This is a genomic window from Nonomuraea sp. NPDC049725, from assembly GCF_040674795.1.
In the GTDB taxonomy this organism is placed as follows: Bacteria; Actinomycetota; Actinomycetes; order Streptosporangiales; family Streptosporangiaceae; genus Nonomuraea; species Nonomuraea ceibae.
In genome coordinates this window covers 114,449-140,384 of sequence record NZ_JBFANJ010000015.1, presented here as the reverse complement: position 1 = coordinate 140,384, position 25,936 = coordinate 114,449, and the positions used below count along the sequence as shown (strand labels likewise).

The following is a 25,936-nucleotide window of genomic DNA, read 5'->3' as shown; positions in this document are numbered from 1 at the left end:
CGGACCGTACGTCAGGAGAGTGACACCAGGTCGCGGTAGTCGTCGTTCCACAGGTCCTCCTCCGCGTCCGGCAGCAGCAGGACGCGGTCCGGGCGCAGGGCGTCGACGGCCCCCTCGTCGTGGGTGACCATCACGATCGCCCCCGGGTACGAGCCGACCGCCGCCAGGACCTCGTCCCGGGACGCCGGGTCGAGGTTGTTGGTCGGCTCGTCCAGCAGCAGTACGTTCGCCCCGGAATGCACCAGGCCGGCCAGCGCCAGGCGGGTCTTCTCGCCGCCGCTCAGCACCCCGGCCGGTTTGCCGGCGTCGTCGCCCGAGAACAGGAACGCCCCCAGCACCCCCCGCGCCTCGCCGTCCGTCAGGTGCGGGGCCGCCGCCGCCAGGTTCTCCCGTACGGTCCGCGCCGGGTCGAGCGTGTCGTGCTCCTGGGCGAAGTAGCCCAGCCGCAGCCCGTGCCCGCGCACCACCCGGCCGCTGTCCGGCTCCTCCTCCCCGGCCAGCAGCCGCAGCAGCGTCGTCTTGCCCGCCCCGTTGAACCCCAGCACGACCAGGCGGCTGCCCCGGTCCACCGCCAGGTCCACGCCGTTCAGCACGCGGTGGCCGTCGTAGGACTTGGCCAGGCTGATCGCGCCGAGCGGCGTGCGGCCGCAGGGGGCCGGGTCGGGCAGCCGGATGCGCGCCACCCGGTCAGCCCGGCGGGCCGGCTCCAGGTCCGCCAGCATGCGGTCGGCGCGGCGGGCCATGCTCCTGGCCATCGTGGCGGTCGCCGAGCGGGCCTTCATCCGGTCCGCCTGGGCGTGCAGCGCGGCGGCCTTGCGCTCGGCGTTCGCCCGCTGCCGGGTGCGCCGCCGCTCGTCGCTCCCGCGCTGCGCCAGGTAGGCGCGCCAGCCGGTGTTGTGCACGTCGATCGTGGCGCGGTGCGGGTCCAGGTGGAAGATCCGGTTCGCGACCGCCTCCAGCAGGCCGGTGTCGTGGCTGATCACCACCAGGCCGCCCCGGTGCCCCTGGAGGAAGCCGCGCAGCCAGGTGAGCGAGTCGGCGTCCAGGTGGTTGGTCGGCTCGTCCAGCAGCAGGACGCCGTCGTGGCCGGCGAACAGGATGCGGGCCAGCTCGGCGCGCCGCCGCTGGCCGCCGGACAGCGTCGCGAGCGGCTGGTCCATCAGCCGGGCGGGCAGCCCCAGCCCGGCGGCCACGCGCGCCGCCTCGGCCTCCGCCGCGTAGCCGCCGCCCGCCTGGAACGCCGCCTCGGCCCGCGCGTACTCCGTCATGGCCCGCTCCAGCGCGGCCTCGTCGCGGGCCCCGGCCATCGCGGCCTCGGCGGCCCGCAACCGCCGCACGGCCTCCCCGAGCCCCCGTGCCCCGAGAATCCGCCCCGCCACCGTCAGCGCCGACCCTTCGGGAGAGTGAAGCGCGACGCCTCCGCCCTGCCCTGCGGGCGAGCCCGGGGTGGCGGCCCCGCCCGGCCCTGCGGGAGAGCCTGGGGTGGCGGCCCCGCGCGGTCCTTCGGGGGAGCCCGGGACGGCGGCCCCGCGCGGTCCTTCGGGGGACCGGAGGGGGGCGTCTCCCCTTGTCCCCTCAGGGGAATCCGGGGTGGCGGCATCCCTGCGCCCCTGGGGGGAGGGCGGGGTGGCGGTCCCTCTGGGGCTCCCGGGGGAGGTCCAGGGCCCGGCGGGGCGGGCGTCCTGGGAGAGGTAGGCGGTGGGGCCGTTGGTGGTGATGGTGCCCGCGGCCGGGCGGGCGTGACCGGCGAGCGCGGTCAGCAGGGTGGTCTTGCCCGCTCCGTTGCGGCCGACGAGGCCGATGCGGTCGCCGGGGGAGACGGTGAAGGACACGCCGGACAGCAGCAGGCGGGAACCCGCGCGCAGCTCGACGTCACGAACGGTGATCATGAGATGACGCTCCGAGAAAGCTTGAGGACACACTTCTGGCGTGGAAGCGGGTCCTCAGCTAGGAAACTCGGGGCGTCGACATGGCGCCAGGTTACGCGATGTTGCCGCACGGCCGCATGTCGGGAGATGGTTGCCATGACGTCGGGCGATCAGATCGCTGACGGGAAGGGAAGCGCACATGACGGCGCCGGGCGAGCTGGAGCGGGCGGCGTACGCCGCGTGGGACCGCGAGGACTGGGACGGCGCGGTGCGGGGCCTGACCGAGCTGGTGGCGCTGGAGCCCGACGGCGAGCGGAGCCCGGCGTGGTGGTTCGACCTGGCGCTGGCGCACAAGTTCCGCAAGGACTGGGCGCACGCGTACGAGATCGGCAAGGAGGCGGCGGCCCGCTATCCGCGCGGCGAGCAGGAGCCGGCGTTCTGGAACCTCGGCATCGCCGCCACGATCATGCGTGACTGGGCGACCGCCAGGGACGCCTGGGCCGGCTACGGTCTGACGCTGCCGCCGGGTGAGGGGGAGATCGACGCCGATCTCGGGATGGCGTGCGTGCGGCTGGAGCCGGACGGCGAGCCGGAGGTGGTGTGGGTGCGGCGGGTGTGCCCGGCGCGGGCCAGGGTCGTCAGCGTGCCGCTGGCGGCCGACCGCAGGTTCGGCGAGATCGTGCTGCACGACGGCGCGCCCAGCGGCGAGCGGGTGGTGGAGGGGGTGCGCTATCCGGTGTTCGACGAGCTGATGCTGTGGGCGACGTCCGACCTGCCGACGCTGTCGGTCACCGTCACGGGGAGCGGCGCGGACGTGGTGGAGCTGGTGGAGCTGTTCGCGGCGGCCGGGCTGGGCGCCGAGCCGGCCGGGAACGTGCGGGTGCTGTGCGCCTGTTGCAGCGAGGGCAGCGTGGAGCAGGAGCGGCACGCCGCCGAGGGCGGAACCCAGCGGATGTGGCTGGCGGCGCCGCCGTCGCGGGCGGCCGAGCTGCTGGCCGAGTGGCGCGGGCGCGCCCCGGGACGCGACTGGGCGGATCTGGCCGAGGCCCACACGTGATCACAGGGTTCACGGGCCGCGGTCGGCCTCCTGCGGCGCGGCGGGCCCGTACAGCTCGCGCAGGCACTCGCGGGCGAGCTGCAACTCCTCGTGCACCTCGACGACCAGCACCGGGACGGCCGCGCCGGGGGCGCTGACCGGGCCGTCGTCGGCCCGGTTGCCGCGCACCGGCGTCGCCACGCCGAGCAGCCCGAGCCTGCGGCAGACCGCCTCGCGCACCTCCGGCTGGTCCCAGCCGATCTCCCCGGTGAACACCAGCGCGTCCAGGCGGTCCAGCGACGTGGCCGCGGCGGCGATCTCCCGGCCGACCCGGTGGCAGAACACCTCCAGCGCGAGCCCGGCCGCCCGGTCGCCGTCCCGCTCGGCCGCCACCAGGTCGCGGGTGTCGCCGGAACGCCCGCCGGACAGCCCCAGCAGCCCCGACTCGCGCTCCAGGCCGCGGCGCAGCTCGTCCGGCGTGAGCCGGCCGTCCTCCAGCAGCCACAGCAGCATCCCGGGGTCGACGGCGCCGGACCGCTTGCTCATCGGCAGCCCGTCGAGCGGCGTGAAGCCCATCGAGGTGTCCAGGCTGCGCCCGCCCGACACCGCGCACACCGACGCCCCGCCGCCCAGGTGTGCCAGCACCAGGCCGAGGTCGGCGACCGGCCGGCCGAGCAGTTCGGCGGCGCGGCCCGACGCCCACGCGTACGACAGGCCGTGGAAGCCGTAGCGGCGCAGCCCGTAGCGCTCCCGCCAGGGCCGCGGCAGCGGGTAGACGGCGGCGGCGTCGGGCAGGGCGGCGTGGAAGGCGGTGTCGGGGCAGAGCACGTGCGGCACGGCGGGCAGCAGCTCGCGGGCCGCGTCCAGCAGCGCCAGCGCGGGCGGCAGGTGCAGCGGCGCCAGCCCGGTCAGCTCGCGCAGCCCGCGCGCCAGCTCGTCGTCGGCGACCACCGGGGCGCGCACCAGGTCGCCGCCGTGCACCAGCCGGTGCGCGACGGCCGCGACGTCCCGGTCCAGGTGGCGGCCGAGGAAGGCGGACAGCTCCTCGCGGGCGGCGTCCGGCTCCATGGCGCGCTCGGCGTGCGCGCTGTCGACGACGCTGCCGCCGTCGACCAGGTCGAGGCGGAGGCTGGACGACCCCGCGTTCACGGTCAGCACCGCCGCCGGGCCGCCGTCCCACACCTGCGCCGTCATGTCCCTCCCCGCAGATCACCGTCCCCGTCGGCGCTACCCGTGAGGCATGGCGTGACACATGCCCTGGCCCGCCCTTTACGCTGCCGGGGGAGCACGTCGCCAGGAAGGGCCGCGAATGATCGAGTTCGGGTATGCCGGCACGCCGTTCGGACAGATCCACTACGCCTCGTGCGGGCGGGGCGAACCCGTCCTGCTGCTGCACCAGTCACCCCGGTCGTGGGACGAGTACCGCGAGGTGCTGCCGCTGCTCGGGCGCACGCGCCGGGCCGTCGCCATGGACACGCTCGGGTTCGGCGCCTCCGCGCGGCCGCCCGAGCACACCGTCGAGGCGTACGCGGGCGGCGTGCTCGCCCTGATGGACGCGCTCGGCCTGGAGCGCGCCGCGATCGCCGGGCACCACACCGGCGGCGTGATCGCGATCGAGGCGGCGAGCCGGGCCCCGGAGCGGGTCACCGCGCTGGTGCTGTCGTCCACGCCGCTCGTCGACGCCGAGGGCAGGCGGGTGCGGCGCGAGAGGCCGCCGGTCGACCACGCCGAGGAGAGCGCCGACGGCTCGCACCTGACCGCGCTGTGGGCGGGCCGCGCCGGCTTCTACCCGCCGGAGCGGCCCGACCTGCTGGCCCGGTTCGTGCGTGACGCGCTGGCCGTCTGGCCCGACGTGGAGCTCGGGCACCGGGCGGTCGCCGCGTACCGGATGGAGGACCGGCTCGGGCTGATCCGCTGCCCGGTGCTGGTCGTCGGCGCGTCGGCCGACCCGTACGCCTTCCCGGAGCTCAAGGCGCTGGCCGGGCGGCTGCCCGGCGCGCGGACGGCGGTGATCGAGGGCGGCATGGTGCCGCTGGAGTTCCAGGCCGAGGCCTTCGCCAGGGTCATCCAGAATTTCCTGGACGAGTAGCTTGTCCCCGGCGGCGCCCGGGTAGTCGAGCGGCCATGGAGATCACCCTGCGCGTGAACGGAGACGAGCGCACGCTGCCCGTGGATCCCCGCACCTCGCTGCTCGACCTGCTGCGCGAACGGCTCGGGCTGACCGGCTCGAAGAAGGGCTGCGACCACGGCCAGTGCGGCGCCTGCACGGTGTTGCTGGACGGGCGGCGGGCCAACGCCTGCCTGCTCCTGGCCGTGGCCTGCGACGGGCAGGCCGTGACGACGGTCGAGGGGCTGGCCGGCGACGGCGCGCCGCACCCGCTCCAGGAGGCGTTCATCGCGCACGACGCCTTCCAGTGCGGCTACTGCACCCCCGGGCAGCTCTGCTCGGCCGCCGGGATGCTGGCCGAGCGCGGGCCCAGCGCCGTCACCGAGGACCTGACCGCCGAGCCCGAGCTGACCGCCGGGGAGATCCGCGAGCGGATGAGCGGCAACCTGTGCCGGTGCGGCGCCTACCAGGGCATCGTGGCCGCGATCGCGGAGGTGGCGCGGTGAAGGCGTTCGAGTACACGCGCGCCGCCGACCCGGCCGCCGCGGTGGCGGGTTTCCGGCCCGGCGACATGTACCTGGGCGGCGGCACGAACCTGGTGGACCTCATGCGGCTCGGCGTGGCCGAGCCCGAGCGCCTGGTCGACGTCAGCAGGCTGCCGCTGGACCGCGTCGAGGCCGCCGGCGACGGGCTGCGCGTCGGCGCGGCCGTGCGCAACAGCGACCTCGGCACGCACCCGCTGGTCCTGGCCCGCTACCCGATGCTCGCCAGGGCCGTGCTGTCGGGCGCGTCCGGGCAGATCCGTAACCTGGCGACCGTCGGCGGCAACCTGCTGCAGCGCACCCGCTGCCCGTACTTCCAGGACGTCTCCAAGCCGTGCAACAAGCGGCGGCCGGGCTCCGGCTGCCCGGCCGTCCCCGGCGACCACTCCCACCTGGCCGTGCTCGGCCACTCGGAGGCGTGCGTGGCCACGCACCCGTCGGACATGGCGGTGGCGCTGGCCGCGCTCGACGCCCGCGTGCACGTGACCGGCCCGGCCGGCTCGCGCGTGCTGCCGATGCCCGGCCTGCACCGGCTGCCCGGCGACGAGCCCGAGCGCGACACCGTGCTGGAGCCCGGCGAACTGATCACCGCCGTGGAGCTGCCGCCCCCGCCGCCCGGCCGCTCGGCCTACCTCAAGGTGCGCGAGCGCGCCTCGTTCGCGTTCGCGCTGGTGTCGGTCGCCGCCGCGCTCGACGTCGGCGCCGACGGGACCGTCACCGGCGTCCGGCTCGCGCTCGGCGGCGTCGCCCACGCGCCCTGGCGCGCCGCCCGCGCCGAGGCCGCGCTGCTCGGCGCCCCCGCCGGCGAGGAGTCCTACGCCCGCGCCGCCGAGGCCGAGCTCGACCAGGCCAGGCCGCTGCCGCGCAACGCCTACAAGGTGCCGATGGCCCGCAACGTGATCGTGCGCGCGCTGAAGGAGCTGACCCCGTGAACCGTGTCGAAGGCCGGGACAAGGTCACCGGCCGAGCCCTCTACGCCGCCGAGTACCCCGTGGACGGCGTCGCCCACGCCTACGCCGTCCAGTCCGGGATCGCCAAGGGCCGCGTCACCGCGATCGACGCCGAGGCGGCCCGCGCGATGCCCGGCGTGCTGGCCGTGCTGTCCAGCGACGACCCGCCGGACCTGGCCGGCGACGCCGACCCTGAGCTGCGCCTGTTCAGCAGCCGGGACGTCGCCTACCGGGGGCAGATCGTCGCCGCCGTCGTCGCCGACACCTACGAGAACGCCCGCGCCGCCGCCCGCGCCGTCCGCGTCAGCTACGCGGCCGAGCCGCACGACGTGCTGCTGCGCGCCGACCACCCCGGCCTCTACCGGCCGGAGAAGGTCAACCCGGCCTTCCCCGCCGACACCGTGAAGGGCGACGTGACCGCCGGGCTCGACGGCGCCGCCGTCACCGTGGACGTCACCTACAGCACGCCGCCGCTGCACAACAACCCGATGGAGCCGCACGCCGCCCTGGCCGTCCTGGACGGCGACCGGCTGACCGTCTACGACTCCACCCAGGGCGCCGCCGCCGACCGCGACACCATCGCGCGCACGCTCGGCCTGCCGCCGGAACGCGTGCGCGTCGTGTCGCGGCACGTCGGCGGCGGCTTCGGGTCCAAGGGCACCACCCGGCCGCACGCGATACTCGCCGCGCTCGCCGCCCGCGCCACCGGCCGCCCGGTCAAGATCGCGCTCACCCGGCAGCAGCTCTTCGACGTCACCGGCTACCGCACGCCCACCATCCACCGGCTGCGCCTCGGCTGCGACGCGACCGGCCGGCTGACCGCGCTCGACCACGAGGTGCGGGTGCAGAGCTCGACGCTCGTCGAGTTCGCCGAGCAGGCCGCCGTGCCCGCCCGCACCATGTACGCCACGCCGGCGCTGCGCACCGCGCACCGGCTGGCCCGCCTGGACGTCGCCAGCCCCTCGTGGATGCGCGCCCCCGGCGAGTGCCCCGGCATGTACGCGCTGGAGTCGGCGATGGACGAGCTGGCCGTGGCCGCCGGGATCGACCCGATCGAGCTGCGCGTGATCAACGAGCCGGACGCCGAGCCGGAGGGCGGGCTGCCGTTCAGCTCCCGCAACCTGGTGGCCTGCCTGCGCGAGGGCGCCCGCCGGTTCGGCTGGGAGGGGCGCGACCCGGCGCCCGGGGTCCGGCGCGACGGCCGCTGGCTGGTCGGCACCGGCGTCGCCGCCTCCACCTATCCGGCCATGACCCGGCCCTCCCAGGCCACCGCCACCGCCGAGGACGACGCCTTCGTGATCAGGCTCGCCGCCGCCGACATCGGCACCGGCGCCCGCACGGCGCTCACCGCCATCGCCGCCGGCGCACTCGACGTGCCCGCCGGCCGGGTGCGGGTCGAGCTCGGCGACAGCGACCTGCCCGCCGCGCCGCTCGCCGGCGGCTCGATGGGCCTGGCCTCGTGGGGCTCGGCCGTCGTACGGGCCTGCGAGGAGCTGCTGCGCGACGGGAAGCACGGCGCCGCCGACACCGCCGGGGAGGCGGGGAGGGGCGGCGACTACGCCAGGCACGCGTTCGGCGCGCAGTTCGCCGAGGTGCGCGTCGACCCGGACACCGGCGAGGTGCGGGTGCCGAGGCTGCTCGGCGTGTTCGCCGCCGGCCAGATCATCGACCCCGACCTGGCCCGCTCCCAGTTCGTCGGCGGCATGACGATGGGGCTCGGCATGGCACTCATGGAGGAGAGCGTCACCGACGCGGAGTTCGGCGGGTTCGGCAACCACGACCTGGCCCAGTATCACGTCCCGGCGTGCGCCGACGTGCCGGACGTGCGCGCGTACTGGATCGACGAGGACGACCCGCACCTCAACCCGATGGGCGCCAAGGGCATCGGCGAGATCGGCATCGTCGGCACGGCCGCCGCGATCGGCAACGCCGTCCACCACGCCACCGGCGTCCGGGTCCGTGACCTGCCCATCACCCCGGCCAAGCTGCTGGCGGGGTTTTGACCCGCTTCCTCAAGGAAGAGGAGATCCCCGGCAGGCGCGAGGTCAGGGAGGGCGGGTATGGAACAGGTGCCGGAGCAGGACAGGGAGACCCGGCAGGAGCGGGCGGACCGTAATTTCGTCGAGCTGCTGCAGGGCGCCCGCGTGGCGGTCACCGGGGTGCAGGTGCTGTTCGCGTTCCTGTTGACGGTGCCGTTCTCGCAGGGGTTCGTCCGGCTGAGCGCGTTCGACCGGTGGCTGTTCTACGTGGCGCTGGTCAGCGCGGCGATCGCGTCGATCTGCTACATCGCGCCGGCCAACCAGCACCGGGTGCTGTTCCGGCAGGGCCTGAAGGAGCGGCTGGTGCGGCGCTCCAACTTCTACGGGATCGCCGGGGCGCTGGCGCTGGCCATGTCGATGACGGCGGCGACGATGCTGGTCGTGGACTTCCTGTTCGACTCGGCGCTCGCCTGGGGCACCGCGGGGGTCGTCGCGGCGCTGGCGGCGTGGGCGTGGTTCGCCCAGCCGGCCATCGACCGGCACAACTCCAACGGGGACGACGGCGGGTCTCAGCGCCGCTCGCGGCCCGGCGCGGGGGAGTGATCGGGCGGCAGCGCGGTGCCGTCGTCGTCCTCGGGGGCGCGGCGGCGGTGGGCCGCCCTGGCGATCACGTACGCGGCCACCGACACCGTGATCACCTGGGAGACGCCGACGATCAGCAGCGGCCCGGCGAGCCACAGGGTGGGCTCGCGCAGCCACATCGCCAGTAGCACCAGCAGCACGCTCAGCACCTGCGGCTTGGTGCCGGCGTGCATGCGGTCGAGGGTGTTGCGGAAGCGCATCAGCCCGGCCCCCGCCGACAGCGCCAGCACCGCCCCGGTGAGCAGGCACGCGGCCGCCGCCACGTCCAGCACGCTCATCGCGACCGGCCGGGGAAGAAGCGGGCGATCGACACCGACCCGACGAACCCGAGCAGCGACAGCACCAGCAGGATCGGGACGTCCGAATAGTCGTCCGTGACCGCCGCGAACGCGCCCAGCCCGCACATCGCCAGCGACGTCAGCACGTCCAGCGACACCGCCCGGTCCAGCATCGACGGCCCGCGCGCCACCCGGTAGAGCGCCGCCGCGGCCCCGCAGGCGAGCAGCGCCAGCGTCACCGCGTAAACCGTGGTCATCCCAGCTCCTCCCGGTCGGCCGAGGTGCCGAACGCCCGGACGATGCGCGACTCCAGCCCGGCCACCTCCGCCCGGCCGATCTCGTCCAGGTCCCCGCGCCGCCCCAGCAGGTGCAGCACCAGCTCGCGCCGCTCCGGCAGGTACTCCAGCACCAGGCTCCCCGGCACGGTCGACACCGCCACCATCACCATCATGATCATCGACTCGGACGAGGTGCGCAGCGGCGCCCGGACCACGCCCGTCGGCGGCGGCCCCGGATGCAGCACCCAGAACACCACCCGCACCGTCGAGGTCACCAGGTCCAGCCCGAACCACGCCACGAACCGCACGAACGCGACCGGCCACAGCCGGATGCCCGGATCGAGCACCGGCAGCGGCAGCAGCCACACCACCAGCGCCCCCGCCACCACCCCGCCCGCCAGCGTGAGCGGCGACACGCTGCCCCACAGCAGCACCCAGACCAGCGTCAGCCACGCCACCAGCGGCACCGGCACCGGCCTGCCGAACACCCTCGGCGTGAGCAGCCTCGACGTCACTCGCCCCTCCCCAGCACGGCGGAGACGTACGGCCCCCGGGACATGAGCTCGGCGGCGGCCCGGTCGGTCAGCGCCGACAGCGGCCCGGCGAGCAGCGTGTACGACAGCCCGAGCACCACCAGCGCCGCCGTGGACCCGACGAGCGTCAGCGGCATCGTGGTCGTGGTCACCACCGGGTCCTCGCCGGTGGACTCGTCGCTCTCCACCACCGTCCCGGTGACCGACGGCTCCGGCGCCCGCCAGAACGCCTTGCCCCACACCTTGGCCACCGCGTACAGGGTGAGCAGGCTCGTCGTCAGGCTGCCCGCGACCAGCAGCAGCGCCAGCGGGCTGCCGTCGGCGAGCCCGGCCTGGATGAGCGCCAGCTTGCCCAGGAAGCCCGACATGGGCGGGATGCCCGACAGGTTCAGCGCCGGGATCAGATACAGCAGCGCGATCAGCGGCGTGGCCGTCATCAGCCCGCCCAGCCGCTCCACCCGCGTGGTGCCGGCCCGCCGCTCGATCAGCCCCGCCACCAGGAACAGCCCGGTCGTGACCGTGATGTGGTGCACCACGTAGAAGATCGCCCCGCTGAGCCCCTGCACGGTCGACAGCGCCACCCCGAACACCATGTAGCCGATGTGGCTGACCAGCGTGAAGGAGAACACCCGCTTGATGTCGGTCTGCGCGACCGCGCCCAGCACCCCCACCAGCATCGTCGCCAGCGCCACCCACATCAGCAGCGTCGCCACCGGCCCGCCGGGGAACAGCAGCGCCTCCAGCCGGATGATCGCGTACACGCCGACCTTGGTGAGCAGCCCGGCGAACACCGCGGTCGCCGGGGCGGGCGCCGTCGGATAGGAGTCCGGCAGCCACGCCGACAGCGGGAAGATCGCCGCCTTGATCGCGAACGCGAGCAGCAGCGTCAGCTCGATCAGCAGCTTCACGTGCGTGTCCAGCGGCCCGAACCGCTCGGCGAGCTGCGCGAACGACAGCGTCCCCGTCGCCGCGTACGTGACGGCCAGCGCGATGAGGAACAGCATCGACGAGGCCAGCCCCATCACCGTGTACGTGGCCCCCGCCCGGATGCGCGACTGGGTGCCGCCGAACGTCAGCAGCACGTACGAGCCGCTCAGCAGCATCTCGAACGCCACGAACAGGTTGAACAGGTCACCCGACAGGAACGCGTCCGCCACCCCCGCCACCATCACCAGGAACGCCGGATTGAAGATCGCCATGGGCGCGTCGTGCTCCTGGTCGGCGTACGCGCCGCCCACCGCGTACACCATCACGCACAGCGTCACCAGCGTCGAGACCACCAGCATCAGCGTCGACAGCCGGTCGGCCACCAGGCAGATGCCCAGCGGCGACTCCCAGCCGCCCAGCTCGGTGACCACCGGCCCGTGCGCGTCCACCTCCCCGAGCAGCACCAGCGACACCACGGCCGTGATCGTCAGCGTCACGATGCTGATGAGCGACTGCAGATGGCGCAGCCGCGCGCCGATCGCCAGCTTCACACCGGCCGCCAGCAGCGGCAGCAGCACCGGCACCGCGACGAGGCTCTCCATCAGTCGTCGCCCTCCAGCTCCGGGTCCAGCGCCAGCGCCTGCCGCGCCCGCTCCTGCCGGATGGCGTGCCGCATCAGCCGCAGCGCCTCGCGCCGCCGCAGCCGCAGCCGCCGCCGGGCCTCCTTCTCCGTGGGCCGCTGCACCCGCTCCTCGGCCAGCAGCCGCCGGTACTCCTCCTGCCTGCGCCGCACCGCCTCGCTCAGCTCGCCCGCCCGCGCGCGCAGCCGCACCCGCCGGTCCTCGGTGTCGTCCTGCACCTCGTCGCTGCCGGTGAGCTGCCACGACCGGTGCACCATCGCCAGCAGGAACGCGGTCACGCCCAGCGTGATGACGATCGCGGTCAGCACCATCGCCTGCGGCAGCGGGTCGGCCATCTCCTCCTGCGGGAACCGGCCCAGGATCGGCGGGCTGCCCGGGCTGCCGCTGGAGGTGACGATGAGCAGGTTCACCCCGTTGCCCAGCATCACCACGCCGGCCAGCAGCCGGACCAGGCTCCGCTCCAGCATCAGCGTCACCCCGGTGGCGATCAGCACCCCGGAGGCGGCGAACGGCAGCAGCGGGATCGTCACGAGGCGTTCTCCTTCTCGATCTGACGGTCGAGCTCGGCGCCCAGCGCGCGCAGCACGTCCTGCACCATCCCGATCACGGTCACGTACACGCCGAGGTCGAACAGCAGGCCCGTGGACAGGTGCAGGGTGCCGAGCAGCGGCACCGTCACGTCGGCGGCCAGCATCGTCAGCGCCGCGCCGCTCGACAGCAGCCCTGCCAGCGCGGTGCCGGTCGACAGCGTCAGCCCCGCGCCCAGCAGCACGCCCGCGTGCACCGGCACCGCCGCCGCCAGCTCGTACCGGCCGCCCGCCAGGTAGCGCACGGTGATCGCCAGCCCGGCCACGATGCCGCCCGCGAACCCGCCGCCCACCAGGCTGTGCCCGACGAGCAGCAGGTAGACCGACAGCACCAGCACCGTGTGGAACGTCAGCCGCGCCGCCACCTCGAACGCCAGCGCCCGCTCCCCCCGGGGCAGCGCCGAGCTGAGCCAGTGCGGTCGCCCCGGCGGCCGGGCCGTGCCGCCCTCGTCCCGCTCGATCGTGTACGAGGTGCGCCGCAGGAACACCAGGCTCGTGACGCCCAGCGTGAGCACGACGAGCACGGTGCTCTCGCCCAGCGTGTCCCAGGCGCGGATGTCCAGCAGCAGCGCGCTGACGATGTTGTGCGCCCCGGCCCGCTCGGCCGCCCCCGCCATCAGCCCGCCGACGGGCTCCGCCTGCCGCGCCTCCATCGCCAGCATCCCCGCGCCCGCCGTCACCGTCCCCACCACCAGCCCGATCGCCAGCCGGAACGGGAAGCGCAGCCGCGCCTGGACCGGCTCGATCGGCAGCCGCCGCAGCACCAGCGCGAACACCACCAGGCTCAGCGTCTCGGCCAGGAACTGCGTCAGCGCCAGGTCGGGGGAGCCGTGCGCCAGGAACAGCAGCGCCGTCCCGTACCCGGTCAGCCCGGTCACCACCGCGAGCAGCACGTACGCGCGCGCGGCCAGCGCCAGCGCGGCCGCCGCGACCATCAGCACCACGACGAACGGCTGCTCCGGCTGCTGCCAGGCGACGATCCGCAGATCCAGGTCCGGCGGCGTCACGTACAGGAAGGAGAACAGGCCGAGCGCCGCCACCGACGCCAGCGTGATCAGCAGGTAGTCCGGCACCGAGCCGCGCTGGACGATGCCGGTCGTCTGGATCGCGAACAGGTCCAGCCGCCGCATCACCGTCCAGAACAGCGTCGCCGAGTCGGCGAACTGCAACGCCGCGCCGATCCGCGCCACCGGCCGCCGCGCCCAGAACAGCAGCCCGCCCACGGCGAAGATCAGCAGCGACAGCAGCAGCGGCACCGCCGCGCCCGTCCACAGCGCCAGATGCATGCCGTGCCCCGCGTCACGGAAGGAGCCCGTGTAACCCGACATGGCCGCGTCGTACACGCCCGCCAGCGGCGCCAGCGCCAGCCCCAGCCCCGACAGCAGCGCCGCCGGCGCGAACATCGCCGCCGGCGTGCGATGCGCCCGCGACGGCCGCAGCCCCCGCTTCGTGCCGAACGCCCCCCACAGGAACCGCAGCGTGTACGCGACGGTCAGCGCCGAGCCGGCCACCACCCCCGCCAGCGCCAGCGTGTCGAAGGTCTCCCACGTCAGCAGCGACTCCAGCGCCGCCTCCTTCGCCACGAACCCCACCAGCGGCGGCACCCCCGCCATCGACGCGCCCGCCAGCACCGCCGCCGCGCACAGCCACGGCGCCGACCGCCACAGCCCGCTCAGCCGGTTCAGGTCCCGCGTGCCCGCCGCGTGGTCCACCGCGCCCACCACCAGGAACAGCGCCGCCTTGAACAGCGCGTGCGCCAGCAGCATCGCCACCCCGGCCAGCGCCGCGTCCCGGGTGCCCATCCCGAACAGGATCGTCAGGAAGCCGAGCTGGCTCACCGTCCCGTACGCGAGCAGCCGCTTCAGATCCGTCTCCCGCAGCGCCCGCCAGCCGCCCAGCACCATCGTCAGCACGCCCAGCGGCACCGCCACCGCCCGCCACACCGGCACGTCCCCGAACGCGGGCGCCAGCCTGGCCAGCAGGTAGACACCCGCCTTGACCATCGCCGCCGCGTGCAGATACGCCGAGACCGGCGTCGGCGCCGCCATCGCCGCCGGCAGCCACGTGCTGAACGGGAAGATCGCCGACTTCGCCAGCGCCCCCGCCAGCACCAGGACCAGGCCCGCCGCCACCGGCCCGCCCTGCGGCGGGTCCGCCACGATCGCCGAGAGCCGGTACGTGCCCGCCGCCTGCCCGATCACCACGAACCCGGCCAGCATCGCCAGCCCGCCCAGCGTCGTCAGCGTCAGCGCCTTCATCGCCGCCCGCCTGCTCGCCCGGCTCTCCGGGTCGTAGCCGATCAGCAGCCACGAGAAGACCGTCGTCAGCTCCCAGAACACGTACAGCAGGAACAGGTCGTCGGCCATGACCAGCCCCAGCATCGCCCCCGCGAACGCCAGCATGAACCCGCCGAACCTGGCCAGCCCCGCCTCGCCCGCCGGGAAGTAGCGCGAGCTGTAGACCATGACCAGCAGCCCCACCCCCGTCACCAGCGCCATCATCAGCAGGCCCGGCTCGTCGGCGCGGAACGACAGCGACAGCCCCAGCGCCGGCGCCCACGACGAGCTCGACACCTCCGGCACCCCCGAGGCCAGCACCCACAGCGAATAGCAGAAGCCGGCCGCCGGAGCCAGCGCGAGCAGCGGGAACGCGTCCCTCCCCAGCAGCCGGGTCAGCCATGGAGCGCAGAGGGCGGCTGCCGCGTGCAGGATGAGCAGCGACTCCATGGTCTCCTCGGGACAGGCGTGGGCACTTCCCCCAATCTCCCGCCTGCCGGACCAGGCACGGAGCAGGCGCGGCCCGGGTTGACCGGAACCTCACCAGCCCATGAACATGCCGCCCACAGCCACGGGTATCGGGAGGGGCACGGCAACAGGGGGAGAAGCGCCATGTCCGAGCAGAACCGCCCCGTCGAGGGCGAGCACAAGTACGAGCAGGAGATCGGCTCCACCGGCGAGCACGAGGAACGGCCCGGCCGCAGCCTCATCACCACCGACCACGACGTGATCCGCAAGTGGGCCGACGAGCGCGGCGCCCGCCCCGCCACCGTCCCCGGCACCGAGCACGACGGGCGGGCCGGGGTGCTCCGGTTCGACTTCCCCGGCTACGGCGGCGACGACCTGGAGGAGATCTCCTGGGACGACTGGTTCCGCACCTTCGACGAGCGCGGGCTCAACTTCATCTACCAGGAGCACAAGAAGGACGGCAAGCAGAGCAACTTCTTCCGGCTGGAGAACCCGGGCCGCGAGGACGCCTGACCGCTGCGCCTGGCCGACGCGCCTCAGCCCGCGCTGCCTCAGCCCGCGTCGGTGACCCGGCGGCCCACCTCGTCCGCCAGCCGGCGCAGCGCGTCCTCCAGCATGGCCTGCACCTCGTCGGCCCGGTCACGCGAGGTCTTCTCGCCCGGCTCGTCCATGAGCGAGATGTGCACGGTCACCTCACTGGCCCCGCTCTGCCCGTCGGCCACCTGCAGCCAGCCGGCGTAACCAGGGTGGTCCCGGCCGCCCCACTCCACCCGCAGCTGGTCCGGCGAGGCGCTGAACAGGCCCTCGTGCCTGCCCTCGCCGGGCACCACCTCGCCGCCCGCCTCCAGCGTGTTCGGCCCGCTGTCGCGCACCCACAGGCCGTGCGGCAGCCACCGGTTCACCATCGAGACGTCCGACGCGATCCCGTACACCAGCGTGCTGTCCGCCGGCATCCCCCGCGTGGCCTCGTACTCCGCCATGACCGACCCCCCGTTCCCCATCCCGTGCCCGACCGCCTGCCCGGCCGCCCCCTCCCCAAACCGCCCGCCCACCGGCCCGGCCTACCCGGCGCGCTCCGTACGGGCAGCGTCCGGCCAGGGTCCGGGCGGGTGCGCGGCACGAGCGGCCGTGCGGCGCGCGGCGCGGGTGGGGGCAGGGGGGCGGGACACGGGCGGCGGCGCGGGAGGTGGGGGCGGCGTGGCACAGTGAGGCCATGCCCGACCCCCTTCCCCCGATCGCGCCGGGCCGCGCCGAGGCGCGCGAGCTGCTGCGCCGCGCCGCACGGCTCCTCGGCGAGGCCGGCGCGCTGCGGCAGGAGCACGACGCCGCCCGCGAAGCCGTGCACGCCGCCCTGTCGGTGCTGCGCGGGCGCCAGGCCAGGACGGGGCTCGCCGCCATCCCGATCACCAGGCTCAGGGATGCGACCGGCGGCCGGCTGCGGCTCGGCGCCCTGGAGTCCGCCGGCTACGCCACGGTCCTCGACGTCCTGGACGCGACCCCGTACGAGCTCCAGCGCGTCCCCGGCATCGGCCCCCGCACGCAGGCGCAGGCGCACGCCGCCGCCCGCGAGATCGCCCGCGCGGCGGAGGCGGCCGAGACCGTCCACATCGACGTCGAGCGGCAGGACCCCGAGACCACCGCGCTGCTCACGGCCCTCCACCGGCTCGTCGCCGCCGGCCCCGACCTCCCCCGCGCCCGCCGCACCGCCGACGCCCTCACCGGCACCCCCACCGGCACCCCCGTCGGGCCCTCCACCTCCACCTCCACCACCGGCACCGGCCCGGCCGACGCTGCGGGGCCCGCCCCCTCCACCGTCGACCGTGGGGGGTTCGCCGGTCCTGGGAGGCCCGCCGGTCCCGGGGTCCCGGCCGGCGGCACCGGCACCGGCACCGGCACCGGCACCGGCACCGGCACCGGCACCGGCACCGGCACCGGCACCGGCACCGGCGCTGTCGCCGGAGGGCTCGGGGAGCTGGTCTCGGTGGCGCGGCCGGCCGCGAGCTGGTGGCGGGGGCTGGTGGCGGGCGGGCGGCGGCGGGCGGAGGCCGCGGAGGCCGTGCGGAGGATCGGCGGGCTGCTGGAGGGCGAGACCGAGACGCGGCTGCTGATCAACCAGGCCACCGCCGACCTGCTCCGCCCCGCGCCCGGCGGCATGGAGGCGTGGATCGACTACGAGCTGCGCGCCGCCGAGTATCACAACCTGCTGGCCGAGCTCGCAGCCGTGGAGCCGCGCGACCGCGCCGCCGCCGAGGGGTTCCTGCCCGACGACCTGTCGGCGCGCGTGCGCGGGCAGGAGCTCGACGACACCCTGCTGCGCGTCTCGCTCCGCGGCTACCAGGCGTTCGGCGCCCGGTTCGCGCTCGCGCAGCGGCGGGTCATCCTGGGCGACGAGATGGGGCTCGGCAAGACCGTCCAGGCCATCGCGGCGCTCGCGCACCTGGCCGCCCGCGGGGAGACGCGCTTCCTCGTGGTCTGCCCGGCGAGCGTCCTGGTCAACTGGGTGCGCGAGGTGGAGACGCGCAGCACGTTGCGCGCCTACCGGCTGCACGGCGGCGAGCGCGCCCTGGCCGAGGCGGAGTGGGCCGAGCGCGGCGGCGTCGCGGTGACGACGTTCGAGGGGCTGCGGCGGCTCGACGGCGAGCGGGCCGGGGGCGGGCCGCCGGTCGGCATGCTCGTGGTCGACGAGGCCCACTACGTGAAGAACCCGGAGGCGCGGCGCTCGCTGGCCGTCGCCGCCTGGTGCGCGCGCGTGGAGCGGGTGCTGTTCGTCACGGGGACGCCCATGGAGAACCGGGTGGAGGAGTTCCGCACGCTCGTCGGCTATCTGCAGCCGGGCGCGCTGGCCGGGCTGCGGGAGAGCGACGCGGTGGCGGGCGCGCGGGCGTTCAGGCGCGCGGTGGCCCCCGTCTATCTGCGGCGCAACCAGGAGGACGTGCTCACCGAGCTGCCCGACCTGGTCCACGTGGACGAGTGGGAGGAGTTCAGCGCCGCCGACGCCGCCGCCTACCGGGAGGCCGTCGAGGCGGGCAGGTTCATGGCCATGCGCCGCGCCGCCTACGCGGTGCCGGAGAAGTCGGCCAAGCTCGAACGGCTGCGTGAGCTCGTCGGCGAGGCCGCCGGCGGCGGGCACAAGGTCGTCGTCTTCTCCTACTTCCGCGACGTGCTCGCCGCCGTGGAGGGCGAGCTCGGCGGCTGCTTCGGGCCGATCTCCGGCAGCGTCCCGGCCGAGCGCCGCCAGGAGATCGTCGACGCGTTCGCGGCGGCGCCCGGCCACGCGGTGCTGCTCAGCCAGATCCAGGCCGGCGGCGTCGGCCTCAACCTCCAGGCCGCCTCCGTGGTGATCCTCTGCGAGCCGCAGATCAAGCCCACGCTGGAGAGCCAGGCCGTGGCCCGCGCCCACCGGATGGGCCAGGTCCGCCGCGTGCAGGCCCACCGCCTGCTGTCGCCCGACAGCGTGGACGAGCGCATGCTGCGCCTGCTGCACGCCAAGACGGCGCTCTTCGACGCCTACGCCCGCCGCAGCGAGCTGGCCGAGTCGACGCCCGAGGCGCTCGACGTGTCGGAGCGCGAGCTGGCCCGCCGCATCGTCGAGGAGGAGCAGCTCCGCCTGGCCACCGGCGGCCCGGCGGCTACGGACGCAGGCCCGTGAACAGGTCCTCCTCGTGCGACGGTGCGCTGACGCGGCTGAAGACCCGGGTGAACGCCTCGTGCGAGAACGCCTGCTGCTGCGCCTCCTGAGGCATCTTCAGCAGGAAGATGTTCTCGCCCTGGCTTTCGTGCGAGCGCAGCGCCTTGAGCTTGCGCTCGGTGAACGCGGTGACGTCGACGACGGTCGTCACCAGCTCGTCGGGGGTGCCGAAGTCGTCGGACGGCTCGAAGTCGGTCTCCACGCCGCTGTCGCGCATCAGCTCGAACATGCGCTGGATCGCCGCCCGGGGAATGGCCGTGTGGTAGAGCTTGGCCGGGATGCCGGTCGCCTCGGCCGCCGCCATCGTGACGCGGTGCGTCTGCACGTGGTCGGGGTGGAAGTAGCCGCTGCCGCCGGTCTCGTCGTAGGTGACCACGACCTGCGGCCGGTAGCGCTCCATCAGCTCGCCCAGCCGGGCCGCCGCCACGTCGACCGCGACGTTGGCGAACGCCTCGGGGTGCTCGTTGGTCTCCCAGCCCTGCATGCCGGAGTCGCGGTAGCCGAGCAGCTCCAGGTGCTCCACCCCGAGGTGCTCGACCGACTCGCGCAACTCGGCCAGGCGGCGCTCGGCGACCTCGTCGGCGTCGTGGCCGGGGTCGCCGGGCTTGACGCCGCCGGGGCCGTCGCCCTGCTCGCCGTTGGTGCAGGTCACCAGCACCGTGCGGACGCCCTCCTCGCCGTAGCGGGCCAGGACGCCGCCGGTGCTGAGGCATTCGTCGTCGGGGTGGGCGTGCACGACCATGAGGGTGAGCTGCTGATCCATGCCTGAGACCCTACTCGCCGGCCCTGACAGAACGGCGCGCCACCACTGCCCGGCCGATGCCCGGATCGTCGCAGAACGCGCCGTCCACGCCCGCGTCGAGCAGCCGCGACAGCCAGCCCGTCACGTCGCCCGTCGCGCGCCCGTACACCGGGCTGGCCGGATCGCCGAGCCGGTGATCGGCGGGAAGCTGGGAGTTCTCGTTGCGGACGGTCCACACGTGCACGTCCAGCCGCCTGCGGTGGGCGTCGGCGACCAGCGTCGTGGGCTGCTGCAGCCTGCCGTCGGGGCCGACGGGGATGACGCGGCGCGTGTCGACGCCGATCCCGTCGGCGTAGCGGGCCACCTCGCGCAGCCCCTCGGGCGTCACCATGTCGTCGTAGGTGCGCCCGTTGCCCGCCGCCACCCAGTCGTACGGCGCGCCGCCGTACGTGATGAGCTGGATGAGCGGCAGTCGCGTGCGGCCGCTCAGCTCGCGCAGGTTCGCGGTCTCGAACGACTGGATGTACGCCTTGCGCACCCGGTGGCGCTCCAGCACGTCGAGCAGAGGCTCCTCCAGCGACAGGCCGATGGAGTCGAAGTAGCTCGGGTGCTTGGTCTCGGGGTAGACGCCGACGCCGTGCCGCCGCGCGAGGCGGACGACCTCCTCGAACGTGGGGATCTCCGCCAGCCCGTCGAACGCCGTGTTGCCCGGGCGCAGGTCGGGCACCCGCTCCTTGGCGCGCAGGGTCTTCAGCTCGGCCAGCGTGAAGTCCTCGGTGAACCAGCCGGTCACCGGGCGGCCGTCGATCGTCTTGGTGGCCCGCCGGGAGGCGAACTCGGGCCGGGACGCCACGTCGGTCGTGCCGGAGATCTCGTTCTCGTGCCGGGCCACCAGGACGTGGTCCTTGGTGGAGACCAGGTCGGGCTCGATGTAGTCGGCGCCCAGGGCGATGGCCGTCTCGTAGGAGAGCAGCGTGTGCTCGGGGCGCAGGGCGCTGGCGCCCCGGTGGGCGATGACAAGGGGGTCGTGGCCGCGGCGCTCGGCGGCGGCGGGAGTCGTCTGGAACACCACGACGGCGACCGTACCGCCGCACAGCACCGCCAGCACACCGGCGATCAACGCGCGCATCGTCATGCGCGCGACGTTAGAGCGCCGAGGTGGCCTCCGGGTTACGCGCCGGCGAACCCCGGCGCCCGCGCGGCGGGCGGCTCGTCACCAGGACGGTGACGAGCGCCAGCAGGAGCCAGCCCGCGATCAGCGCCACCAGCGCCGGCCAGCCCGCGTGCCCGTACACCGCCGTGCCGGCCGTGCCTCCGGCGCCGCTGCCCAGGTAGTAGCAGAGCGTGTAGAGGCCCGCCGCCCGGCCGCGCGCCCTCGGCGGCGCCTCGGCGGCGACCCAGGCGCTGGCCACGGTGTGCGCGGCGAAGAACCCGGCGGTCAGGATCGCGAACCCGGCGGCCACCACGGGCACCGCGTCCGGCAGCGTCAGGAGGGTCCCGGCGACCGTCGTGGCCAGCGCCGCGACCAGCGCGGGTCCGCGTCCCAGCCGGTCCACCAGCCGCCCGGCCGCCGCCGACGAGACGGTTCCCGTCGCGTACGCCAGGAACACCAGCGACGCCACCGCCGGGGCCAGGTCGAGCGGCGGCGCGGTCAGCCGGAACCCGGCGGCGTTGTAGACGGCGACGAACGCCCCCATCCCCAGCGAGCCCGCCGCGCACGGCACGGCCATCCGCCGTATCCACCCCCGGTCCGGCGCGGGCCCGCTCCGCGCGGGGGCGGGCGCGGGCCGTACGGTGCGGGGGAGCGTGACGGCGGCGAAGACGGCGCAGGCCGCGGACACGCCCGCCACCACGAGCAGCGCCCCGTGCCAGCCCAGCGGCTCGGCCGTGAAGCCCGCGCCGAGCCGCCCCAGCATGCCGCCCACCGAGTTGCCCGCGATCATCGCCCCGACGGCCGCGGGCAGCCTGGCCGCCCCCACCTGGTCGGCCAGGTACGCCGCCGCCACCCCGGGGAACCCGGCGATCGCCACCCCCTGCAACACCCGCATGACCAGCAGCACCCGGTAGTCGGGAGCCAGCGGCAGCAGCAGCCCGAGCACCGCCGAGCCGATCACCGACCAGATGATGATCTTCCGGCGGTCCACCACCTCCGACAGCGCGGCCAGCGGCAGCACCGCCAGTGCGAGCGCCGTCGTGGCCACCCCCACCGTCAGCGAGGCGCTGCCGGGATCCAGCCCGTACGCCCCGGCGAGCTGCGGCAGCACCGCCTGGGGCGCGTACAGCAGGGCGAAGGACGAGACGCCCGCCGCGGCGACGGCGGCGCTGACCCGCCCGGTGCTCACGGGGGCGCGGAGATCGGTAACCACTCACCCGACGCTAAGCAAAGCTAACAAATGCGTCCAATACCGGCATGAGCCATAATTCATACCGTGCTGGATGAATTGATGGACGAATCCGCCGACGCCCGGCTCGCCGCCACGCTCGCCCCCGCCCTCGCGCTGCTCGCCGCCGTCGCCGAGACCGGCCACGTCACCCGGGCCGCCGAACTCCTCGGCATCCCCCAGCCCACCGCCAGCAGACGCCTCTCCGCCCTCGCCGACGCCGTGGGCGCGCCCCTCGTCGTCCCCGCCGGGCGCGGCATCCGCCTCACCGCCGCCGGGCGCACCCTGGCCGCCTCCGCCGCCCGCGCGCTCGCCACCGTCGCCGCCGGGGTGCGGGAGGTGCGCGAGGAGGCCGACCCCGGCAGCGGCCACGTCAGGCTCGGCTTCCTGCACCTGCTCGGCCGCTCCCTCGTGCCGGGCCTCATCCGGAGCTTCCGCCGCCGCCATCCCCGCGTGCGGTTCAGCCTCGTCCAGGGCTCGCGCCAGGACATGCTGCACGGGCTCCGCGAAGGCGACATCGACCTGGTGTTCGTCGCCCCGCTGCCCGACGGCGACCCCGCCCTGGCCTGCCGGGCGCTCACCGACCAGGAGCTCGTCCTGTCGGTGCCGCGCGCCCACCCGCTCGCCGGGCGCTCCAGCGTCCGGGCCGCCGAGCTGGCGGGGGAGGAGCAGATCATGCTGGAGCACGGGTACGGGCTGCGCCGGATCGTCGACGACCTGTGCGCCGCCGCCGGGTTCGAGCCCCGGATCGCCTTCGAAGGCCAGGAGTCCGAGACCGTGCGCGGGCTGGTGGCGGCGGGGCTCGGCGTCGCGATCCTGCCCAGCACCGGCGGGCCCGGCACCGGCCTGCCCAGTGCCGGGCCCGTGCCGTCCGGGGTGGTCGAGATCCCGCTGTCGCCGCCGGTGTACCGGACGATCGGCGTCGTCTGGCGCGCCGGGGACCCGCTCACCCCGGTCGTCCGCGCCTTCCTCGACCACGCCCGCGCCCCCGCCCCGCAGCCCTGATCTTCCGGGCATCCCAGGCGAAGCCGGGCCGGGGTCGTGCGGGCGAGGGGCGGGCGCGGCACACTTGTCGGCCATGACGCATGACGGTGACGCGGGAGTGCCAGGGTCGCTGGCGAAGGTGCTGGCCGAGGTGGCGGCGGAACGGGCGGCGCAGGACGCGCGGTTCGGCATGCAGGCGCTGCCCGACGGCACCGGCGGCGCGGCGGCGGCCGAGGCGGCCGGCGTGGCGCGGCGGGAGACGGACGAGGCGGCCCGCGACGGCACGCTGACCTGGCGGCACATCCTCATGGAGGAGGTCCTGGAGGCGGCGGCGGAGAGCGACCCGGAGCCGCTGCGCGCCGAGCTGGTGCAGGTGGCGGCGGTGGCGGTCAAGTGGCTCCAGGCCCTCGACCGCCGCGACGGCCCCGCGACCGAGCCGGGCCACGGAGCCGTCGCGGCGGGCCCGGCGCCCGACCGGTTCCGGGCGATCGTGGACGTGCACGTGATGCTCGTCCGCGACGGCCAGGTGCTGCTGGGCAGGCGGTCGGGCACCGGCTACGCCGACGGGCTGTGGCACCTGCCGTCAGGCCATTTGGAGGCCGGCGAGTCGGTGGTGGCCGCCGCCGTGCGCGAGGCGCGCGAGGAGACCGGCGTCGTCATCGACCCCGCCGACCTGACCTTCGCGCACGTCATGCACCGGGCGCCCGACCGCGTCGGCCTCTTCTACGCCGTCACCCGCTGGCGGGGCGAGCCGCGCAATGCCGAGCCGCACAAGTGCGCGGAGGTCGCCTGGTGGCCGCTCGACCGGCTGCCGGAGGACACCGTCGACTACCCGGCCGCCGCGATCGCCCACATCCGCGACCGGGTCCCGTTCGCCCTGCACGCCTGGTAGCGACCGCCGCCCCGCACAGGTCAGAACCCGCGCTGTCAGAACGCCTCGCGCAGCTCCCGCTTGAGCACCTTGCCGCTGGCGTTCTTGGGCAGCGCGGTCACGAACTCCACCCGCTTGGGCGTCTTGAACGGCGCCAGCCGCTCCCGCAGGAAGGCGATCAGCTCGGCGGAGGTGAGGCTCGCGCCGTCGCGCAGCACGACGGCGGCGGTGACGGCCTCGATCCACCGCTCGTCCGGCATCCCGAACACGGCCGCCTCGGCCACGGCGGGATGCTGGTAGATGGCCTCCTCGACCTCGCGGCTGGCGACGTTCTCGCCGCCCGACTTGATCATGTCCTTCTTCCGGTCGACGACCGACAGGTAGCCGTCGGCGTCCATCACGCCCAGGTCGCCGCTGTGGAACCAGCCGCCCCGGAACGCCTCGGCCGTCTTGTCCGGGTCGTTCCAGTAGCCGAGCATGGCGTGCGGGCTGCGGTGCACGATCTCGCCCACGACGCCGGGCGGCACGGGCTCGTCGTTGTCGTCGACGATCCGGGTCTCGACGTTGAGCGCGGGGCGGCCGGCCGAGCCGAGCCGGGTGAGCTGCTCGTCCGGCCCGAGGATGGTGGCGACGGGCGCCATCTCGGTCTGACCGTAGAAGTTGAACAGCCGCACCTGGGGCAGCCGCGCGGCGATCTCCTTGAGCACCTCGACGGGCATGATGGAGGCGCCGTAGTAGCCCTTGCGCAGTGACGACAGGTCACGGCGGTCGAAGTCGGGGTGGCGCAGCAGCGCGATCCACACGGTCGGCGGGCAGAACAGCTTGGTGGCCCGCTCGCTCTCGATGGCGGCCAGGATCGCCGCCGGGTCGGCGCCGGGCAGCACGATGTTCGTGGCCCCGAGGTAGACGCCGGGCGTCAGGAAGCAGTGGAGCTGCGCGCAGTGGTAGAGCGGCAGCGCGTGCACCTCCACGTCGGCGGCGCTCATCTCGCCGTCGACGACGCAGGTCACGTACTGGGCGATGAGGCTGCGGCTCGACAGCGCCGCGCCTTTGGGCCGCGACTCGGTCCCGCTGGTGTACATGAGCTGGATGGGGTCGTCGTCGCCGATCTCCGCGGCCGGCTCGGTGTCGTCGGCGTGGGCGGCCCAGTCGTCGAACGGCTCCCACCCGTCGGCCCGCCCGATGACGCCGCGCACCGTGACGCGCTCGCCCGCCGCCCGGGCGGCCACCGGCGCCAGCGCCTCCTCCACGAGCATCCCGGTCGCGCCGGAGTGCTCCAGGATGTACGCGACCTCGTCGGCGCCGAGCATGAAGTTGATCGGCACGGAGACGGCGCCCAGCCGGGCAAGGGCGAAGTGGGCGACCACGAAGGCGTGGTGGTTGTGCGAGAACAGCGCGAACCGGTCGCCCTTGCCGACGCCGCGGGCGGCCAGCGCGTTGGCGGTGCGGTTGACCGTGCGGTCGAGGTCGGCGTAGCTCTGCCGCAGGTCTCCGAAGACGATCGCGGTCTTGCCGGGGAAGCGGGCGGCCGAGCGCCGCAACAGGTCACCGATGGCATGCTGGCGAGAGGTCATACCGGCACATCCTCACTAGGCCCGAACTATGTTCGGTGATCCTAACCCTCAGCGCGCCCGGACCTCACGCAGATCCTTGACCAGGATGCGGCAGACGTCCGGCACCTGCTCGACCCGCCCGTCGGCCCGGTAGACGCGGCGCGTGGTCCGTACGGGCGGATGGCCCCACTCCCGATACCCGAGCCGCCCGTACAGCGAGCCGGCGCGGTCGTTGTCGAGGTCGACGCCGAGCGCCACCCGCGCGTGCCCGAGGTCGCGCAGCCACCCCTCGGCGGCCTCGACGAGCCGGGTGCCGATCCGCCGGTTGCGATGCTCCGGCAGCACCTCCAGGTGCGTCAGCAGGGGCACGCCCGGCAGCCGGTCGCGCAGCTCCGGCTCCTCGGCCGAGCCGAGCCACAGGTACACGTCGCCGACCGGCGTGAAGGCGTGCCACGCCACCAGCAGCACCCCGTGCCCCGCCCGCTGCCGCCGGAGCTGGGCGGCGAAGTACGGCCCCTGCCCCAGAGCGCGGACGAGCGCGGAGAGATCCCCATCAGAAGCCACCCTGATCCGGACATGACGCATGACTTCCACGATCAGGGGAC

General features: G+C 74.9%; 24 protein-coding genes. 10 read left to right on the top strand and 14 right to left on the bottom strand.

From position 1 onward, the window contains the following. Positions 1–11 precede the first annotated feature (11 nt). Positions 12–1,889 (bottom strand): ATP-binding cassette domain-containing protein, encoded by a 1,878-nt coding sequence (locus AB0J53_RS33370; RefSeq protein ID WP_364179724.1) that lies wholly within the window; start codon positions 1,887–1,889, stop codon positions 12–14. A gap of 178 nt (positions 1,890–2,067) precedes the next feature. On the opposite strand from AB0J53_RS33370, the gene AB0J53_RS33365 reads away from it, so the two are divergent. Beyond that, positions 2,068–2,925 (top strand): hypothetical protein, encoded by an 858-nt coding sequence (locus tag AB0J53_RS33365; RefSeq protein WP_364179722.1) that lies wholly within the window; start codon positions 2,068–2,070, stop codon positions 2,923–2,925. 9 nt (positions 2,926–2,934) lie between these two features. Here AB0J53_RS33365 and AB0J53_RS33360 read toward each other — a convergent pair whose 3' ends face one another. Next, complete coding sequence (locus AB0J53_RS33360) at positions 2,935–4,098, bottom strand: acetate/propionate family kinase (protein WP_364179720.1); 1,164 nt, start codon at positions 4,096–4,098, stop codon at positions 2,935–2,937. A 115-nt stretch (positions 4,099–4,213) separates the two neighbouring features. Between AB0J53_RS33360 and AB0J53_RS33355 the strand changes: the two genes are divergently transcribed. From AB0J53_RS33355 to AB0J53_RS33335, 5 genes are read left to right on the top strand one after another with little or no spacing between them, the layout of a single operon-like run. Then, positions 4,214–4,993, top strand: a complete 780-nt coding sequence (locus tag AB0J53_RS33355) for an alpha/beta hydrolase (RefSeq protein WP_364179718.1) — start codon at positions 4,214–4,216, stop codon at positions 4,991–4,993. 35 nt (positions 4,994–5,028) lie between these two features. Beyond that, a complete protein-coding gene (locus AB0J53_RS33350; RefSeq protein WP_219510051.1) occupies positions 5,029–5,517 on the top strand; it encodes a 2Fe-2S iron-sulfur cluster-binding protein in 489 nt (162 codons plus the stop codon). After that, positions 5,514–6,485, top strand: coding sequence for a xanthine dehydrogenase family protein subunit M (locus tag AB0J53_RS33345; protein WP_364179716.1), 972 nt, complete (start codon positions 5,514–5,516; stop codon positions 6,483–6,485). Before AB0J53_RS33350 ends, AB0J53_RS33345 begins: the two co-directional genes overlap by 4 nt. Continuing rightward, entirely contained in the window at positions 6,482–8,506 is a 2,025-nt protein-coding gene (locus AB0J53_RS33340) for a xanthine dehydrogenase family protein molybdopterin-binding subunit (protein WP_364179714.1), read from the top strand. Before AB0J53_RS33345 ends, AB0J53_RS33340 begins: the two co-directional genes overlap by 4 nt. Before the next feature lie 57 nt (positions 8,507–8,563). After that, positions 8,564–9,085 (top strand): DUF6328 family protein, encoded by a 522-nt coding sequence (locus tag AB0J53_RS33335; RefSeq protein ID WP_364179712.1) that lies wholly within the window; start codon positions 8,564–8,566, stop codon positions 9,083–9,085. On the opposite strand, the gene AB0J53_RS33330 is transcribed toward AB0J53_RS33335, so the two are convergent. From AB0J53_RS33330 to AB0J53_RS33305, 6 genes are read right to left on the bottom strand one after another with little or no spacing between them, the layout of a single operon-like run. Continuing rightward, positions 9,052–9,402 (bottom strand): monovalent cation/H(+) antiporter subunit G, encoded by a 351-nt coding sequence (locus AB0J53_RS33330; protein WP_219510047.1) that lies wholly within the window; start codon positions 9,400–9,402, stop codon positions 9,052–9,054. The two genes, AB0J53_RS33335 and AB0J53_RS33330, sit on opposite strands and share 34 nt — an antisense overlap. Then, positions 9,399–9,659, bottom strand: a complete 261-nt coding sequence (locus tag AB0J53_RS33325) for a monovalent cation/H+ antiporter complex subunit F (protein WP_364179710.1) — start codon at positions 9,657–9,659, stop codon at positions 9,399–9,401. Before AB0J53_RS33325 ends, AB0J53_RS33330 begins: the two co-directional genes overlap by 4 nt. Then, positions 9,656–10,195 (bottom strand): Na+/H+ antiporter subunit E, encoded by a 540-nt coding sequence (locus tag AB0J53_RS33320; RefSeq protein WP_364179708.1) that lies wholly within the window; start codon positions 10,193–10,195, stop codon positions 9,656–9,658. Before AB0J53_RS33320 ends, AB0J53_RS33325 begins: the two co-directional genes overlap by 4 nt. Beyond that, positions 10,192–11,742, bottom strand: a complete 1,551-nt coding sequence (locus AB0J53_RS33315; protein WP_364179706.1) for a Na+/H+ antiporter subunit D — start codon at positions 11,740–11,742, stop codon at positions 10,192–10,194. The genes AB0J53_RS33320 and AB0J53_RS33315 overlap by 4 nt, the downstream gene beginning before the upstream one ends. Then, on the bottom strand, positions 11,742–12,311 hold the full coding sequence (locus tag AB0J53_RS33310) for a Na(+)/H(+) antiporter subunit C (RefSeq protein ID WP_357588488.1): 570 nt from the start codon (positions 12,309–12,311) through the stop codon (positions 11,742–11,744). The genes AB0J53_RS33315 and AB0J53_RS33310 overlap by 1 nt, the downstream gene beginning before the upstream one ends. After that, the gene (locus tag AB0J53_RS33305) at positions 12,308–15,094 is read right to left on the bottom strand and encodes a Na+/H+ antiporter subunit A (RefSeq protein ID WP_364179704.1); all 2,787 of its coding nucleotides are present in this window, start codon (positions 15,092–15,094) and stop codon (positions 12,308–12,310) included. The genes AB0J53_RS33310 and AB0J53_RS33305 overlap by 4 nt, the downstream gene beginning before the upstream one ends. A gap of 162 nt (positions 15,095–15,256) precedes the next feature. Between AB0J53_RS33305 and AB0J53_RS33300 the strand changes: the two genes are divergently transcribed. Next, positions 15,257–15,625, top strand: coding sequence for a hypothetical protein (locus tag AB0J53_RS33300; protein ID WP_219510041.1), 369 nt, complete (start codon positions 15,257–15,259; stop codon positions 15,623–15,625). A 38-nt stretch (positions 15,626–15,663) separates the two neighbouring features. On the opposite strand, the gene AB0J53_RS33295 is transcribed toward AB0J53_RS33300, so the two are convergent. Further along, entirely contained in the window at positions 15,664–16,092 is a 429-nt protein-coding gene (locus AB0J53_RS33295; protein ID WP_219510040.1) for a hypothetical protein, read from the bottom strand. Positions 16,093–16,325: 233 nt separating this feature from the next. Here AB0J53_RS33295 and AB0J53_RS33290 point away from each other — a divergent pair, with 233 nt between their 5' ends. Next, positions 16,326–18,761: a DEAD/DEAH box helicase gene (locus AB0J53_RS33290; protein ID WP_364179702.1), complete on the top strand. Its 2,436-nt coding sequence runs from the start codon at positions 16,326–16,328 to the stop codon at positions 18,759–18,761. Here AB0J53_RS33290 and AB0J53_RS33285 read toward each other — a convergent pair. From AB0J53_RS33285 to AB0J53_RS33275, 3 genes are read right to left on the bottom strand one after another with little or no spacing between them, the layout of a single operon-like run. Next, on the bottom strand, positions 18,742–19,563 hold the full coding sequence (locus AB0J53_RS33285; RefSeq protein ID WP_364179700.1) for a PIG-L family deacetylase: 822 nt from the start codon (positions 19,561–19,563) through the stop codon (positions 18,742–18,744). The two genes, AB0J53_RS33290 and AB0J53_RS33285, sit on opposite strands and share 20 nt — an antisense overlap. Positions 19,564–19,573: 10 nt before the next feature. Further along, entirely contained in the window at positions 19,574–20,677 is a 1,104-nt protein-coding gene (locus AB0J53_RS33280; protein ID WP_364179698.1) for a glycerophosphodiester phosphodiesterase, read from the bottom strand. Positions 20,678–20,687: 10 nt separating this feature from the next. Beyond that, the gene (locus AB0J53_RS33275) at positions 20,688–21,908 is read right to left on the bottom strand and encodes an MFS transporter (RefSeq protein ID WP_364179696.1); all 1,221 of its coding nucleotides are present in this window, start codon (positions 21,906–21,908) and stop codon (positions 20,688–20,690) included. Positions 21,909–21,971: 63 nt separating this feature from the next. On the opposite strand from AB0J53_RS33275, the gene AB0J53_RS33270 reads away from it, so the two are divergent. Next, entirely contained in the window at positions 21,972–22,928 is a 957-nt protein-coding gene (locus AB0J53_RS33270; protein WP_364179694.1) for a LysR family transcriptional regulator, read from the top strand. A 73-nt stretch (positions 22,929–23,001) separates the two neighbouring features. Continuing rightward, positions 23,002–23,799 (top strand): NUDIX domain-containing protein, encoded by a 798-nt coding sequence (locus AB0J53_RS33265; RefSeq protein ID WP_364179692.1) that lies wholly within the window; start codon positions 23,002–23,004, stop codon positions 23,797–23,799. A 35-nt stretch (positions 23,800–23,834) separates the two neighbouring features. Here the strand turns inward: AB0J53_RS33265 and AB0J53_RS33260 are convergent, their stop codons facing one another. Next, complete coding sequence (locus tag AB0J53_RS33260) at positions 23,835–25,352, bottom strand: acyl-CoA synthetase (RefSeq protein ID WP_364179690.1); 1,518 nt, start codon at positions 25,350–25,352, stop codon at positions 23,835–23,837. A 48-nt stretch (positions 25,353–25,400) separates the two neighbouring features. Then, positions 25,401–25,916, bottom strand: coding sequence for a GNAT family N-acetyltransferase (locus AB0J53_RS33255; protein ID WP_357588475.1), 516 nt, complete (start codon positions 25,914–25,916; stop codon positions 25,401–25,403). Positions 25,917–25,936 lie beyond the last annotated feature (20 nt).

Bases quoted from the DNA above. Each gene is read 5' to 3' on its own strand.
- AB0J53_RS33370 (WP_364179724.1), bottom strand. From the start codon at position 1,889: ATGATCACCGTTCGTGACGTCGAGCTGCGCGCGGGTTCCCGCCTGCTG.
- AB0J53_RS33365 (WP_364179722.1), top strand. From the start codon at position 2,068: ATGACGGCGCCGGGCGAGCTGGAGCGGGCGGCGTACGCCGCGTGGGAC.
- AB0J53_RS33360 (WP_364179720.1), bottom strand. From the start codon at position 4,098: ATGACGGCGCAGGTGTGGGACGGCGGCCCGGCGGCGGTGCTGACCGTG.
- AB0J53_RS33355 (WP_364179718.1), top strand. From the start codon at position 4,214: ATGATCGAGTTCGGGTATGCCGGCACGCCGTTCGGACAGATCCACTAC.
- AB0J53_RS33350 (WP_219510051.1), top strand. From the start codon at position 5,029: ATGGAGATCACCCTGCGCGTGAACGGAGACGAGCGCACGCTGCCCGTG.
- AB0J53_RS33335 (WP_364179712.1), top strand. From the start codon at position 8,564: ATGGAACAGGTGCCGGAGCAGGACAGGGAGACCCGGCAGGAGCGGGCG.
- AB0J53_RS33330 (WP_219510047.1), bottom strand. From the start codon at position 9,402: ATGAGCGTGCTGGACGTGGCGGCGGCCGCGTGCCTGCTCACCGGGGCG.
- AB0J53_RS33325 (WP_364179710.1), bottom strand. From the start codon at position 9,659: ATGACCACGGTTTACGCGGTGACGCTGGCGCTGCTCGCCTGCGGGGCC.
- AB0J53_RS33315 (WP_364179706.1), bottom strand. From the start codon at position 11,742: ATGGAGAGCCTCGTCGCGGTGCCGGTGCTGCTGCCGCTGCTGGCGGCC.
- AB0J53_RS33305 (WP_364179704.1), bottom strand. From the start codon at position 15,094: ATGGAGTCGCTGCTCATCCTGCACGCGGCAGCCGCCCTCTGCGCTCCA.
- AB0J53_RS33300 (WP_219510041.1), top strand. From the start codon at position 15,257: ATGTCCGAGCAGAACCGCCCCGTCGAGGGCGAGCACAAGTACGAGCAG.
- AB0J53_RS33295 (WP_219510040.1), bottom strand. From the start codon at position 16,092: ATGGCGGAGTACGAGGCCACGCGGGGGATGCCGGCGGACAGCACGCTG.
- AB0J53_RS33290 (WP_364179702.1), top strand. From the start codon at position 16,326: ATGCCCGACCCCCTTCCCCCGATCGCGCCGGGCCGCGCCGAGGCGCGC.
- AB0J53_RS33285 (WP_364179700.1), bottom strand. From the start codon at position 19,563: ATGGATCAGCAGCTCACCCTCATGGTCGTGCACGCCCACCCCGACGAC.
- AB0J53_RS33280 (WP_364179698.1), bottom strand. From the start codon at position 20,677: ATGACGATGCGCGCGTTGATCGCCGGTGTGCTGGCGGTGCTGTGCGGC.
- AB0J53_RS33265 (WP_364179692.1), top strand. From the start codon at position 23,002: ATGACGCATGACGGTGACGCGGGAGTGCCAGGGTCGCTGGCGAAGGTG.
- AB0J53_RS33260 (WP_364179690.1), bottom strand. From the start codon at position 25,352: ATGACCTCTCGCCAGCATGCCATCGGTGACCTGTTGCGGCGCTCGGCC.
- AB0J53_RS33255 (WP_357588475.1), bottom strand. From the start codon at position 25,916: ATGCGTCATGTCCGGATCAGGGTGGCTTCTGATGGGGATCTCTCCGCG.